Annotated in this window: 10 protein-coding genes; all 10 read right to left on the bottom strand. The window is 42.0% G+C overall.

Annotated elements, in window-relative coordinates; translation table 11 throughout:
• Nucleotides 1-6: 6 nt before the first annotated feature.
• Nucleotides 7-1,488 carry an ammonia-forming cytochrome c nitrite reductase gene (gene nrfA / locus KSX81_RS20135; protein ID WP_004297092.1) on the bottom strand — a complete coding sequence of 494 codons (1,482 nt, stop codon included), beginning with the start codon at nt 1,486-1,488 and terminating at the stop codon, nt 7-9.
• Between the two features lie 39 nt (nt 1,489-1,527).
• Nucleotides 1,528-2,127 (bottom strand): cytochrome c nitrite reductase small subunit, encoded by a 600-nt coding sequence (gene nrfH, locus KSX81_RS20130; RefSeq protein WP_004297093.1) that lies wholly within the window; start codon nt 2,125-2,127, stop codon nt 1,528-1,530.
• Nucleotides 2,128-2,289: 162 nt separating this feature from the next.
• A complete protein-coding gene (locus KSX81_RS20125) occupies nt 2,290-2,781 on the bottom strand; it encodes a DUF4625 domain-containing protein (RefSeq protein WP_004309723.1) in 492 nt (163 codons plus the stop codon).
• Nucleotides 2,778-4,937, bottom strand: a complete 2,160-nt coding sequence (locus KSX81_RS20120; RefSeq protein ID WP_195646465.1) for a TonB-dependent receptor — start codon at nt 4,935-4,937, stop codon at nt 2,778-2,780. Before KSX81_RS20120 ends, KSX81_RS20125 begins: the two co-directional genes overlap by 4 nt.
• Before the next feature lie 87 nt (nt 4,938-5,024).
• The gene (locus KSX81_RS20115; protein WP_004297096.1) at nt 5,025-5,339 is read right to left on the bottom strand and encodes a hypothetical protein; all 315 of its coding nucleotides are present in this window, start codon (nt 5,337-5,339) and stop codon (nt 5,025-5,027) included.
• 72 nt (nt 5,340-5,411) lie between these two features.
• Nucleotides 5,412-6,368: a hypothetical protein gene (locus tag KSX81_RS20110; protein ID WP_004297097.1), complete on the bottom strand. Its 957-nt coding sequence runs from the start codon at nt 6,366-6,368 to the stop codon at nt 5,412-5,414.
• Between the two features lie 73 nt (nt 6,369-6,441).
• Nucleotides 6,442-8,535 carry a hypothetical protein gene (locus tag KSX81_RS20105; protein WP_229128482.1) on the bottom strand — a complete coding sequence of 698 codons (2,094 nt, stop codon included), beginning with the start codon at nt 8,533-8,535 and terminating at the stop codon, nt 6,442-6,444.
• Between the two features lie 45 nt (nt 8,536-8,580).
• Nucleotides 8,581-11,148, bottom strand: coding sequence for a beta-mannosidase (locus KSX81_RS20100; RefSeq protein ID WP_004297099.1), 2,568 nt, complete (start codon nt 11,146-11,148; stop codon nt 8,581-8,583).
• Nucleotides 11,149-11,179: 31 nt separating this feature from the next.
• Nucleotides 11,180-12,598, bottom strand: coding sequence for a DUF5121 domain-containing protein (locus KSX81_RS20095; protein WP_195646464.1), 1,419 nt, complete (start codon nt 12,596-12,598; stop codon nt 11,180-11,182).
• 34 nt (nt 12,599-12,632) lie between these two features.
• A complete protein-coding gene (locus KSX81_RS20090) occupies nt 12,633-14,186 on the bottom strand; it encodes a RagB/SusD family nutrient uptake outer membrane protein (RefSeq protein WP_004304085.1) in 1,554 nt (517 codons plus the stop codon).
• Nucleotides 14,187-14,189: the final 3 nt, after the last annotated feature.

Here is a 14,189-nt window from a genome sequence, read left to right as displayed (position 1 = left end):
ATTCTCTTATTTCTGTGCCAGACGGCCGTTTTCTTTCGCTTTCTCCAACCATGCCGGAACAGTTGTTTTCAGGAATTTCTCCTTAGCCGCTCTTTCAGCATCCATATCCAAGCCGATATATTCCTGTGCTTTTGCCTTTGTTGAAATGTCCGGCATCGGAACATCTCCCGTATATCCATTCTTTGCCAATACTTTGGATACAGCCAGACGGGCTTGCATGGCACGATCCAATCCATGAGAAAGAATTCTCTGAATTTCCTGCGGTGCGTGGAAAGAACCTCCGTGTGAAGCTACTCCGAAATCCCAACGCCATTGTGCCTGACGAATCAGTGCGAGCACATCTTTCATCTGTGTTTCTGTAGCACCCTTGTCCCAGGCAAATTTAGCTTCGATATGTGCTTTTGCCAATTCCTGTTCCAGACGGTTACGGATTTCATTCGCTTTACGTTGGCGTTCGTACACATTATTACGTAAAGTCTCTTCACTTTCGCGGTGACAAACCTGACAGGTGCGGTCAATCATAGCCAACGGGCTTTGGATATGGTGATCACTGAATTTCACACCACCTTCACTCTTATACGGCATGTGACAATCGGCACAAGAAACCCCTCTCTGTCCGTGGATACCCATCTGACAAATCTCATAGTCAGGATGCTGCGCTTTCAGAATCGGAGTACGGCTCAATTTATGAATATAATCATAGAAACCGGCCTCATCATAATAAGCCTCCATATCTTCTACCGTAAAACCTTTGTCCCAGGGGAAAGTCAGATACTTACCATCCCCTTTGAAATAATATTCCACATGACATTGTGCACATACCAATGAACGCATCTCCTGCGGAGTAGCTTTAGTGATGTCTTTACCCTGACGTTGGAAAGCCTCTATCAAAGCGGGACGACTGATATGAAGATTCATTGTTTCGGGATCATGACAATCGGAGCATCCGATAGGATTCACAATTTCGGCGCCCATAGCCCCCCATTTATTGTTATAGAAAGAATCGACACCCAATGCCTCCATCATACGGGGAACATCCGGACTCTTACAAGTCCAGCAGGTAGACGGTTGAGGACCTTCAGTCGGGCTCATGGGCGAACCGGTACGCAAAGATGCCGTAATATCCTCAATGGCATGCATGTGTCCCCGTGGAGTGGAATAATCTTTTGAGAAAGCATATCCCGCCCATAGAATCACCATTTCAGGACGTTTTTCCAAAGCATCTACAGCAATATTTCCATTAAATTCACTCTCAAAGTCAGTCTTTGCAGTCTCCGTCCAAGTCTGGTATTCACGGGGAAAGTCATTCTTAAACAGTTCATTTCGTGCTTCAATCCCTTTGATAACGTTTTTACGGTTATTGAAAATGCTGGCAACTTCCGCCCTCCGTTCCATCAACGCAGAAACGCATAATCCCAAAACAAATACAACGACCATTGAACCTCCGAACAACAGCCATCCTTGCCATGATTTTAATTTCTTTTCCATTGTATATCGGTTTTATTATTTTATTACGTATTTCATTTCTTATTTATCTTTCTGATTCACCATCTTCCGGAGCCATTCGGGAACAGGCGATTCCGGAAGAGGAACAATCGCTCCCGGAGTACCGGACAGGGAATTCTTTCCACCATGAGGAACATCACGATGGCAATCCCAGCAAGCCTTCCCCTCTCCTACCTGTGACATCATATAATCAATCTTCCCCGTCTTCACAAATTCCGTATTGAGTTGTGTATGACAGCGGATGCAATTATTCATAATCACTTCGGAACTAGCTTCATGAGCCTGAATGACCTGCGGCTCGCTTTTGGTAAGAAATGCAGCCACGTGTTTCATACCGTCCATACCTTTAAAGGTCCATTTCTTCACAGCATTTTCATGCGGCACATGACAATCATTGCAAGTGGCATTCCGGGCATGTGAACTATGGAACCAGGTTGCATAGTAAGGAGTCATAATGTGACAATTCACGCATGCAGCCGGGTCATCTCCAAGATAGGTATGCGCCCGGAGCATATACATAAACAGTGCTCCTCCACCCACAATAACACCGCCAATGATGACAGCCGCTACCTTCCATTTATAAGAAGGAAAGAGTCGATTTATTATTGGAAACTTCATCATACGAAAAAGTATTTTTCACAAAAGTAAAGGATTGGAAACAAAAAAGGTGTAATAGATATTACACCTTTCGAAAGAAAAAATACTCATTACGTAAAAAAACAGAATGGGAATGTGTCAAACGTCCCTTTTTGACCTCACCTCATTCTTTCTCTATGTATTGTCTTATTCATCATGGTGATGGTCTTCGTCTTCCACCTCATTACTTAATTTGATATTGCGTGCGATATAAGATTCGTTACCTGCGGCATCCGTGCAATAAACCATCAAATGATAATCTCCTGCAGTAGCATTGGCCGGTATTACAATATCGTGATGATGAATATGGGCGGTTTTCTGTCCGGACACATCGTAGGATCTGTTGAAACTAAAATCTACTGTTTCCTGTGCAGCCCTGCTATTACCTCCGTGTGAATGGTGGTCGAAATTACTATGAATTTCAATCTTATAGGATTTCAGCATGACATCATCCGACAAATCCATTTCAAAATGAACCCCATGTTCGTTTCCTATCTCCAAAGCCTGACCTTCTTCCGGTTCGTGAAGTTCAATCAGAGGTTTGGTCGTATCACTGGAGTCATCATTATCACAAGAGGAAAACATGAAAGTAACTGTTGCCAAAAGGCTAATCATTGGGAGATAAAATTTATTTTTCATTTCAGTAATTTTTTAAATGGAACTTTGATTAATATCTGGAAGTTACGTCCCGGTTCGGGGATTTCAACTTTCCTGTAAAAACTAAGATGATTGTAATATCGGGTATCGAATATATTCCGGGCGGTCAGGGTTATTTCAATCTCATTGTTTCCACCTATCGGAATATTCAATGAACCACCCAGATGAAAGAGATTTGCTCCGGCTGTACGGTCTTCGTTACGGTCCACTCTATTTTGCCGGGCAATGCTCTGCCATTCTGCATACAACATATACCAATTCTTTTGCCAGGTTAATGTATTGCGCATAACAGGAGGTGGCGAGAAACTCAATGGAATATGTTCATCACAATTATAGGTGTAAACGTATTCAGCGGAAATCCGATAATTGAAGTTGCGCAGAAAATCAACATCTACGGTAGCTTCAGTTCCTGCAAATAGCGCTTCTGCTCCGGTATAGCGATAGATTTGTCCGGCATGAGGCAATACAGACCACTCTCCAGTAGGACGCAGAAAGATGTAATTGCTGAACCAACTGACAAATGGAGAGACGGAGAAAGAAATTCCCCGGTACTTCAGATGATAAGAAGCGTCCAGTTGCCAGCCTTGTTCGGACTTTAGGTTTGCATCTCCCTGTTCATGGCGGAAAGTGCCGTGATGTACACCGTTGGCAGCCAACTCATTCGCACCGGGCAGGCGGAAACTACGCCCGATATTCACCTTTACCAGATGTTTGTCGGAGGGAGTCCATACCAATCCCAGAGAAAGAGAATAATCACCGTAGTGCTTATTCACAGAGTGACTGTTCCACTTGTAGAAGTCTATCTGTTCCGGATCATAGCCCTGTTTCCGAAGATAATCGGCAAGGTAAGTATCTTCATGCGAAGAGATATTCATATATCCGTAGTCATATCGCACTCCTCCGCTGACTGAAAACACATTGTTGGGTCTGTATGTCGTAAGCCAAAGCATTCCGGTAGTGGAACGGCGATATTCAGGCAGTAAAAACGAATAGCCGGAAATGTCGTTCCGTTGATGTTGTCCATCCCACCCCAATATATGTTCCCACGAAGAAGAACCAATAAAACGAGCTTTCACCGAAGCACTGAAAGTGTTCAGATTAAAAGCAAGTTCCTTGTCGGGGTCTTTCTCCGGTGCGGGTTGCGAACCATAGTGAGTATGGAAAGCACTCCACTCTTCACGGTGATTGTTCTGGAAACCTAAATCGCCTGACAAGATCAGTTTCTCCCATGCATATTGCTGGTGGGTGGTCACTTTCAGGTGATTCACTTTACTGAATGGCAATTCAATATTACGGCTGTCTCCATCATCTTCCACACGTGACGCATCGGGTATGCCATGTGCCCCCGGAAAGAATCCCGTCTTTTGATATACATTACTCACAGCATAATTCGCTTTATAGGCTCTTCGTTGATATTGGGTAAAAAGTCCGATATTGCGTTCAATGCCTGCTGTATTCTTGAGTTTACGCCCATATATGGGAATTCTTTGTGTCAGGTAGACAATAGAATCCGTCGGAATACGATAGTCACCGAAATGTTGTTCCGAATAACGAATATGGGAGTACCAGGCATTCTTCCTGATTCCCAGCATCAGTGATCCTCCGATGGTTCCATTGACTGATTTACCCAGCAGTGTGACATCTCCGAATACACGATTATCAGCAGGAACAGCCGACGGAACAACATCAATCACTCCTCCCATTGCATCACTGCCATAGAGCAGTGAGGAGGGTCCTTTCAATACATTGACTGCTCCGATATTGAAAGCATCCAGTTCTAGTCCGTGATCGGCTCCCCATTGTTGTCCTTCCTGTTTGATTCCGTTTTCCAATACAGCAATCCGGTTGAATCCCATTCCGCGAATCATCGGTTTGGAGAAGCCCGAACCAATATCCATTGCCTGTACTCCGGGAATATTCTCCATCGCCTGCATGAAGTTTCCTGTAAAATGTTTGCGCAAAAAATCCTGATCGGCTACATCAACCGTAAGGGCAGACTTTTTCGCTTGACGTTGCTGGTACGTTTCGGTTACCACAACATCAGGCAAAAGCATGCTCTTGATTGAATCGGATTTCTGTGCATGGACGGATAAGGTTACAAATAGCCCTATTACGCCCGAAATAATTCCGATACGCATCAATTACAATCTTTTATTTAATGTGTAAAATGAATGTAAGGATAGATTGAAAGCCAATCTATCTCCATTGAAAATATGAGTATGTAATCATGCGACCGGAGGCCCGCGTAAATGATGCGAATAAGTTCGTTTGCAAACAACCTTATCCTGGTAAATAATCGGCTCGTAGGGCACGAGCGTCAGTGTGCAATGAAATTCTATCGGTTGAGGTTCAGTAAAGAAAGAAAGGGAGTATTGGCAGATCGCACAATCATCAGATGATTGGTGAGAATGCTTTGCATGGGAACACGACTTTTCATCCTCACTTCCATGATAGTGAAAGGTCTTCACTACAAAGAAGGGAATGAATGTCATGAATAACATCCATGCTATATATACCCTTATATTTTTCTTTTGATACATTCTCCCTCTATTGATTAATAGAATAGCGGGACAAATATAACAGTATGAAAAATAATCAGCAAGTTATACATCTTAATATGTGTTATCAGTAATAGAGTTCACCTCCCTTAATGTCCAAATCTCTTCATATTCATAAGCCTCTCCCGGCTTTAGTTTAACCATAGGACTGTTCGGTTCCATTTCCAAAAATTCATCATTAAAATAAATCATGTTAGGAAAACACACCTGCAAATTATTATCATATTTCCCCTGTGGAACATACTTATTTTGTTTGATATACAAATAATCACTGAACTGATAGAAATACATACCGTTTGTAGTATTTATCCCATATTTCTTTTGTTCGTCTCCTCCGGGAAATGCGGTAAAATAATGATTCTCTACATGAATACGTTCCTGCAGATGATGAGAGGGAATTAATGTATCTGCTGACAATGAAATCTCACTAAATCCCAATGGATATTGTGAATTTGGCATCGCTTCACAATAGTAAATCCCACCGGCAGGCAGTAATGTACGTGTCCAGAAACAATATTCAACCTCCCCATTTGAAATATTAGACATTCGCTGTTTAATATGCAGAACCGGCTGGTTCTCTTCCAAAAAGTAAATCCGCTCCACCTGAATACCCATCGCCTGTGAGGGATGGCTGACCAAGCGCAATTTATCTTCCTCAATAAAGGTTTGATAAGGTCCTGCCCAAATTGAATCATGGATATTCTCCGTTCTACGTTCATTACCGATATCAAATCTACCGGCATCAGGACTTCGTCTTGTTCGTATATAGTTCTCTACAGTCCAACCGTTGATAACAGAATCACTCCACAATATATTATCTCCACGACTCTCTAAGCCGAAATATAGAATTTGTCCGCCATACGTCGGATTAACAATTACGGAAACAGCCCTGTTAGATAGCTTAAGGCAGTTCTCCCACCCTCTGTAAGAAACTGTATCAACCTCCTGAACCGGACGATGTGAACAGGATAAACAGAGAAAAAACAAAAGAATGAATAGTATATATTTCATAAAAGGCCAACCTCTCTTGATTTATTTAAATTCCTTTGGAGAGGATTTGAGAAGTCCTCTCCAAAGGATCATTTTATACCGGAATAATTTCGACAGAGAATGTAGAAGATATTGTTTTATTAAGCCAGATTACGAGGCTTCCTCCTACTTTATCACTCAAATAGTCACTATCAGACACCAACGTCTTTCCACCAACCTTGACCGTTACATTTCCGCTTCCGGTCCAATTATCAATTCTAAATACAGGATTCTTCACTGCGCCGGTAGGGTTACAAGTAAACTGACAACTTCCTGTACCTGTCGTTTTCATCAAAACCATCTCCCGTTTGGAATACCCTGTTACATCTGGATTATAAGAAACTCCGTTCAGATTCGTCGGGCTTCCCATATACAGCCATCCTCTTGTATACGCATCTATATCAGAAGCCGCATCAGGTTGATTGATACCCAACAGCATCAAATATACTCTATATTTATTTCCATCCGAATTAATCTGATAAGCAGTATTCCAGGAAACGTCCCCTTTAGCCTCCACGCCAATCAATGAAGAATGAGAGACCTGTGACGGCCAGGTAGCCGTTGACTTATCATAATCCCCATAACGGGCATTTAAATAGGGTTGTTTATCTACCGGCCAATGAGACATCTGATAATTTATATCATGCCAGGTCAAGTCATTCTCAATCGGCAACGGAGAGACTTCCGGACGTTCAGGAGTATAAGAGAAAACAGAAAAAGCATCAGGAGCATTATTTAAATGAGCAGTATAGATTTGCTCTTTCCAGTTTTTCACATTCTGGTTGACTTCATCAAATGGTTTAGCCGGATAAAGATCATACCGGTTGCCTGAAAGATTAGAAATACTAAAAGCCGGTTGTTTCACATGATCTGACGGAATGGATGAACTGCCGGAAATAACCATGGGCTCACTCAACTCATGATAGCGATAATAAGCCTGTCCCGCCTGTTTCTGAATATACTCGATGTGTCTCACGCCTACTCCGTCAGCATAGAAAGTATAATACTCGTCTACTTCCGGATATATCCCGTCAGGATAAGGAGCCTTATAATCCGGATTTACCAACGCATAATGGTACTTAACCACTTTCCTTACTTTATTATTCTCTATGATATCCACTTTCGCATGCGCCAACAAACGATCCGACATTGGCTCGAAGCATCCTTTACTCAAATCCGACCATGTTTCAGCAAACTCATAACAATAAAGCAATTCGTTATTCATGTGCCAAGCAGGTACAAAGTTTGCCTCCGACCAGAAAACAAATTGTCTGTTTTGTGCAGCAGCCGGGCAATGTTTCGGATTGAAACTGATTACCGTCGCATCCCCCGGAAAGCCAGCCCATGTAAAATTACGCTGTTTTACATCAAATTCCGGAGAGGACTCCACGACATCTTCAGCCGAAAACTCTTCAAAACGAATATCTGAAAAGTTCACTTCTGTCGAGTTTTCATTACCATTCCTGACTATCGGACAAATAAAATAGTTCTGTCCCTGTCCTCCCCAATCTTTCGATTGAGCAAGTTCAATCCAGTTCTCATGAAATTTCCCATCAATTTCTTTTCCAACACTCACATAAAAATGAAAGAAACCGGATATCTTATTCCTGATGATACGTGCCTTACCTGTAGAAGCTGTAAAAGGAACAGAAAAATAGCTATTATTGAGAGGTATGGAATAACGGAAAGAATAATCATTTTTATTTATCTTCTTCGTATTATCCAAAACGTTATCTATTCCGTCCTGACGATCCAATACCCGTACGGTCGACACACCGGATTCTGTACACACACTCACCGAAGTATAATTATTGAAATCCGGTTTCCCGTTCTTCTCCCGGACAATAGCCAAGCCAAAGTTAGTTGTTTTATCAGCTGTTACCTCCGCAATAAAATGTCCCTGCGCAATCTGTGGCAGACAAACACCATAAGTAGAATTCTTCCCGTTTAACCCTATTTTTACAGAGGAACCGGAAACATCAAAACGACCATTAGCCCCTATCGTTAAAGCGACAGGCTGATACTCCGTAACCACAGGAGGAGCCGGTTTTTCTTCTGGATTAACCGGCATATAGGGATCATCCAAAGTGCAAGCTATCAGGCTGGAAAGCAGACAAGCTGCCAATATATTATTCATTATCTTCTTCATTTTTATTATGTATTAATAGGTCCGATTGAGATATACATTTCACAATCAATTGACTTGATTTACCGAGAGATATTTCAATTGCTTCTCAAAAGCCGCCGCTGAAAGATGAGTCTTCACCTGAACCACTTCCTCTTTTCCCGGTATCAGCGTTACGTAATTCTGCTCAAAGAAACTTTCATCGTCATCTACATAAAGATAAAGCCCTCTAATCAGTGCAGAAGAACGAAGCCGTAAATTGACTCCTTCATTGGTCTTCTCCACCGTTATAATAGGAGCCACCTTTGAATAAGTATACTGATTGGAGTAGACCGGATAATGGATGTTCGAAGAAACAGTTTTACCATTTTCATTCAACGTCACATAAATGAAAACTTCGTTCTCTTTCTTACCTCCATAAAGTTCCGTAGTTGTTATCGAAGCCACATCTTCACACCCATTAGCACCCAAATCAAATGAAACTTTCTTTGAGAACACCGTCTGTCCCTCCAAAGTCAGAGTCGTTATCTCCAACTCTCCTTTCATCTTTTGCAAACGATCGGAAATGGCCTTGAATACGACTTGTTTTCCGGAAGCATAAGGAGAAACCAATACCTCGTCATATGCATCGCGGGCATAATACTGTAAAGCCTTCCATCTGCCACAATAATCAATACTTGACCACGAAGCTACCGGCCAACAATCATTAATCTGCCAATAAAGTGTTCCCATACAGTAGGGTTTTGCACGACGATGAGCTTCAATTCCAATCTTCACCGCCTCCGCCTGCAAATACTGGCTCATATAAACAAATGCACTAAAATCATCGGGAACTTTAAAATATTTCTCCATATACATCTTCATCATATTATTCCCGAAATTCGGATCACGAGTCTGGTCATTGCGGGCACGCTGATGAGACAACATAACTTCCGAATCCAAACGCAAATCATGTTCACTTGCAAAACGACGGATGGTGCGCATCTCCGGATAAGACTGAAAACCATACTCACTCATAAAGCGACCTATGTTTTTAGCTTCCGTGTACTCTTCAAGCCATCCTCCTTTCCAGACAGACCAGAAGTGTACATCTCCCATATTATAATCTATATTATTATAGCCGGTCACAGGAGATGTCGGGTGATAATACCTCGTTTCATCCACAGCCTGTATCGCTTCCGGAATTACGTCATAAAAGAGTTTATGCAGATTACTCTGATAAATTCTGTCTTCTTCGGGCGTATAACGATCTTTCCATCCCCATCCGAAATATGAAATCTCATTTTCATTGTTTCCGTTCCAGAGTGCAATGCAAGGATGATTACGCAAGCGTTTTACATTATCCTTCACTTCCTCGGCCACGCTATTCAAATAATGCTCGTCAGCGGGGAACATGCCACAGGCAAACATCATATCCTGCCAGACAAGAATACCGTATTTGTCACACATTTCATAAAACGCATCCATCTCATAAATACCTCCACCCCAAATACGCAACATATTCATATTCACATCAGCTGCCGACTTGATGATATATTCGTACCAACTTTCAGGCACCCTGTTCGGAAAATTATCCAAAGGAATATAATTGGCTCCTTTCATAAAGACCGCTTTTCCATTCAGCTTCACAAACATTGACTGCCCCTGTTCATCTTTTTCACGAACTATTTCCAATGTACGGATACCCGTCTTTACACGGTCTGTCACCTTACGTCCTTCTTTATCCAATACAATATCGAAATCATACATCCGGGGATTGCCTAATCCGTTAGTCCACCATAATTCAGGATTCTTCACTTCGAAGTCTACCCGTACCGTGTTCATCCCTTTAGTTAATGCTACTTGTTTACGAACAGCCTCTTTCTTATCATATTCCACTGTAAACGTTGCCTTCGTATCCTCATCACTCATCACCGTACAAACAGCCTCCATCTTCGCTTTTCCCGACTCCAGTTTCCGGGTAATAATTTGAGTTCCATCGATATGGATATCATCCCAGTATTCCAGATAAACATCTCTCCAGATACCGGTAGTAATCAAACGAGGGCCCCAGTCCCATCCATAATTATATCCGGCTTTGCGGGCATAAAGGCTTAACATAATATCCGACTGATCATTATTAGGCCATGCCTGCAACTGGAAAGGAGACGCCAGGTACTTAGGCATATCCACCTTAAATATAGAATGGAAATAGATGCGGATAGTATTCTCCCCTTTCTTCAAATAAGGAAGAGGATTCAAAGTCCATGTACGAAACATATTGTCACACTTCATCACTAGATAATCATTGATATAAATATCGGCATACGTATCAAGTCCGGCAAAAACTAGCTGTACATTGGGCGCTTGAAGCAGAGCCTCATCTACTATGAAAGTCTTTTTATATTCCCAATCCTTTTCTCCAATCCATTGCAGGGATTTCTCATTCACTCCGTAAAACGGGTCCTTTATCATACGATTATTCATCAAATCGGTATGTACGGCTCCGGGCACTTGTGCCGGGAGCCAATTTTGAGATATAGATTGCTTGAACTGCCATTCATCATTCAGACTGATCCGGCTTTTGTTTTTCGCCGTAACAGGTATCAAACAGGTAAATAACATAAGCAATAATATATATTGAATCTTTTTATGCATAATACAAATTAGTTTAATGATAAGTGATTACTCAATCCAGGTCACTCTCTACCAGAATAGTACTCCGGAAATGAGTTGTATTTCCCGATTTCGGAACAATAAATGTAATCTTGGCAACCGCTGATTTATAACTCGTATCATCGCCCAACGAAGGTGATATATTATAATTTCCCGGTTTACCGCTTTCTTCTACGGCTTTAAAGTTGTCATCTTCAAACGTTATATTCGGACAAGAGAACTCACCTCCCCAGTCTTTTTGATTATAGAATTTGAATTGAACCCATTTACTGACAATGACAGTCTGCGAGTAAACTGTTTGGGTAGCATCTTCCGAAACCTTACGGAAAATAACCGCATTATTAAAATCCCAATCCGGATTATAGCTCCACAATTCCGGACGACCGATTCCCCAACCATTCACAAACAAGGCTTCCGGATAGGAAACATTAGTAGTCAACGGATTTTCCGCACTCTCTACAAAAACAAAGTTGAACATCGTATTCATATATAACGTCACATTACCTGTCTGCCCGATATACATCAACTTATCTCCTTCCAGTTTAAAGAAATCCGGATCAAACTTCAACACATTGAGATCAATCAATTCTGTCCTCACTTCTTCACCGTTTGTCAAAGAAACATTCTGGGCACGAAGTGTATTGCTTACAAAATCATTATCCGACGCATTCTTCTTATATAGCATGAAGACAACATCATTTACTGTCATTTCCTTTTTCAGAGGTGAAATCTCAAAAGAAAAAGCATCGAATACCACCTCTCTCACTTTCTCTTCCGTACTCTGTGAATCACAAAGGGAAACCGGACGCGACGAAGCCAACTCGCAAGTATTCGTACTGGCATCAAATCCCCATACCATTCCTTTCTTTTCCGGCTCGCTATATATAAACACATTTGTATTATTCGGCAAGTCTACAGTAGCCTTATATAAATAAGGAGTTAACGGATTACTTTCATCCCTTTGCAGCACAATTTCTTCCCCTGTTTCACCAACCACTAAATATAATTGTGCAAAATCCGGCCTTTCCAATGGAATCTCGTAAGATTGTTCTGCTGTTTTCACATTTTTATTTGTAGCCACAACCTCCAGAGAAGCAAGTTGCTCGCCACACAAACGTCCAAACGGCACTTCGATTTCCTCTTCCACTTTCAACGTCTTTTGATTATTTCCCGGAAGAGTTTTGGAATAAAGCACCGCCTGATTGGCAACCAAGCGTATTTCTACGTGCGACAAGGCATCTGCATCCGTCACCTCCACGTTTAATTTTACCGACCCACCATATTGCAACTGTTCCTGATTCAAGGATAACTTTCCAATGACAGGTGCTTCGGCAGACGGATCGAAAAACATTTCATCCTGATTCTGGCAAGAAACAGCCAGTAACCCGATAAATATATAGAATGAAACAAGCTTATATAAATTCGTTTTCATATTTCTTCATTTAAAGATTAATAAAGGAAGAGGATTAATTATACCCCGGATTTTGAGTTAGGTTCGGATTACGATCCCTTTCTTCCTGCGGAATAGGCATCAGCAACATGTGTGCGGGGAATTTACCCGTAACAGTCGTTTGTTCTCCATCCACAATTTCCGACCACGTCAGACTTGACAGGGTGCTTTGAGCAATTCCATAACGTTTCAAATCAAAGAATCGCTCTCCTTCGTAAGCCAGTTCCAAGCGTCTTTCTTTCAAAAGGAGCCGGGTCAGTTCTTCTCTTGAACTGGCATTCAATTCCTGAAGTCCGATACGGGTACGAATCTTTTGCAGATTGGGTTCCGCTATTGCAGTTGCCGGACCGGACAAAGCATTGACTGCTTCTGCATGCAACAAAACAATATCAGCCAGACGGAAAATATAGATCAAGTCTCCGCAATCCCATCCTACCCGATTCTTTGCCCTGCACTTGTAAGGGAAAGGCAATGTGCGGGTTTCCCATTGTCCATTCTTCAGTTGCGCATAATACTGGTCGAACCAAATATTGTTAATGTCCTCAAAGATGACCGTAGAGTTTTTACGAACCTGATCTCCTTCATCATCAAAAGCTTTCAGCAAACTTTGGGAAGGTGTCAGATATTTACGCCAATTCTGCTCTGTCATGGAAGGAGGCAATAGAAGAACAGGTACGTAATTATTTTCCGTACTGTTGGCGATATACTGTACAGCCAGAATCGTCTCACTATTATTACGATGTTCATCGTCAAACAGATGGTCATACGTATCCACCAATCGGTATACCGGCGAATTCATCACTGCTTCCGAATAGGTCTTCACCTTATCCCATTCTACATTGCCGGGTGCACCTTTCGTTGCATACACTTTTGCAAACAAAGCGTTAACCGCCCCTTTACTGGCAAATCCTCTGGTTTCAGCTTCCGTAGCACGCTTGTCCGGTAAACGGGTCAACGCAAATTCCAAATCTTCAATGATACGTGCATAAACTTCCTCTTCCGAATCGGCACGAGGCACTTGCACATCAGCCGGAGCAGTGCTTCCCGTAGTAGTCACAACAGGCACACACCCCCAGGTCTTTACTAAATTAAAATAATGCAACGCCCGCAAGAAAGAAGCTTCTCCAAGCATTTCTTCACGTTTACTCACTCCGGTAAAAGCTTCCGCGTCCAACAACGGATCATTAATTTGAGGTATATATTTCAAAGCTACGTTACAACGCATAATACTTCCGTAAAGCGACTTCCATGATTTCATAACAACCGCATTACGGGGAGTCAGGTCGCGTAAGAACACATTATTGATATCCACATCATCACCACCACTGTATGCATTATCCGCAAAACAGTCTGCAAGAATCATATAATACCACATATAATATTCTTCATGCCCCTTCTGTATTCCGTCATAGCAACTGATAATCAGTGCTTCCGCATCTTTTATGGAAGTAAAAGCATTGGCTTCGGTCAGTTCTCCCTGCGGTGTTTCTGTCAGGAAACTATCACAGGAGGTCAGCCCTACATTGAGCAGCAAAGCTGCGGATATAAATATAGAATATATCTGTTTCATGTC

The sequence above is a fragment of the Bacteroides sp. MSK.18.37 genome (assembly GCF_019129155.2).
In the GTDB taxonomy this organism is placed as follows: domain Bacteria; phylum Bacteroidota; class Bacteroidia; order Bacteroidales; family Bacteroidaceae; genus Bacteroides; species Bacteroides ovatus.
The sequence above is the reverse complement of the archived record's forward strand: the minus strand, read 5'-3'. Positions and strand labels throughout refer to the sequence as shown.

Coding starts and splice junctions, on each gene's coding strand:
- nrfA (WP_004297092.1), bottom strand. CDS start 1,488: ATGGAAAAGAAATTAAAATCATGGCAAGGATGGCTGTTGTTCGGAGGT.
- nrfH (WP_004297093.1), bottom strand. CDS start 2,127: ATGATGAAGTTTCCAATAATAAATCGACTCTTTCCTTCTTATAAATGG.
- KSX81_RS20100 (WP_004297099.1), bottom strand. CDS start 11,148: ATGCATAAAAAGATTCAATATATATTATTGCTTATGTTATTTACCTGT.
- KSX81_RS20095 (WP_195646464.1), bottom strand. CDS start 12,598: ATGAAAACGAATTTATATAAGCTTGTTTCATTCTATATATTTATCGGG.
- KSX81_RS20105 (WP_229128482.1), bottom strand. CDS start 8,535: ATGAAGAAGATAATGAATAATATATTGGCAGCTTGTCTGCTTTCCAGC.
- KSX81_RS20115 (WP_004297096.1), bottom strand. CDS start 5,339: ATGTATCAAAAGAAAAATATAAGGGTATATATAGCATGGATGTTATTC.
- KSX81_RS20090 (WP_004304085.1), bottom strand. CDS start 14,186: ATGAAACAGATATATTCTATATTTATATCCGCAGCTTTGCTGCTCAAT.
- KSX81_RS20125 (WP_004309723.1), bottom strand. CDS start 2,781: ATGAAAAATAAATTTTATCTCCCAATGATTAGCCTTTTGGCAACAGTT.
- KSX81_RS20110 (WP_004297097.1), bottom strand. CDS start 6,368: ATGAAATATATACTATTCATTCTTTTGTTTTTTCTCTGTTTATCCTGT.
- KSX81_RS20120 (WP_195646465.1), bottom strand. CDS start 4,937: ATGCGTATCGGAATTATTTCGGGCGTAATAGGGCTATTTGTAACCTTA.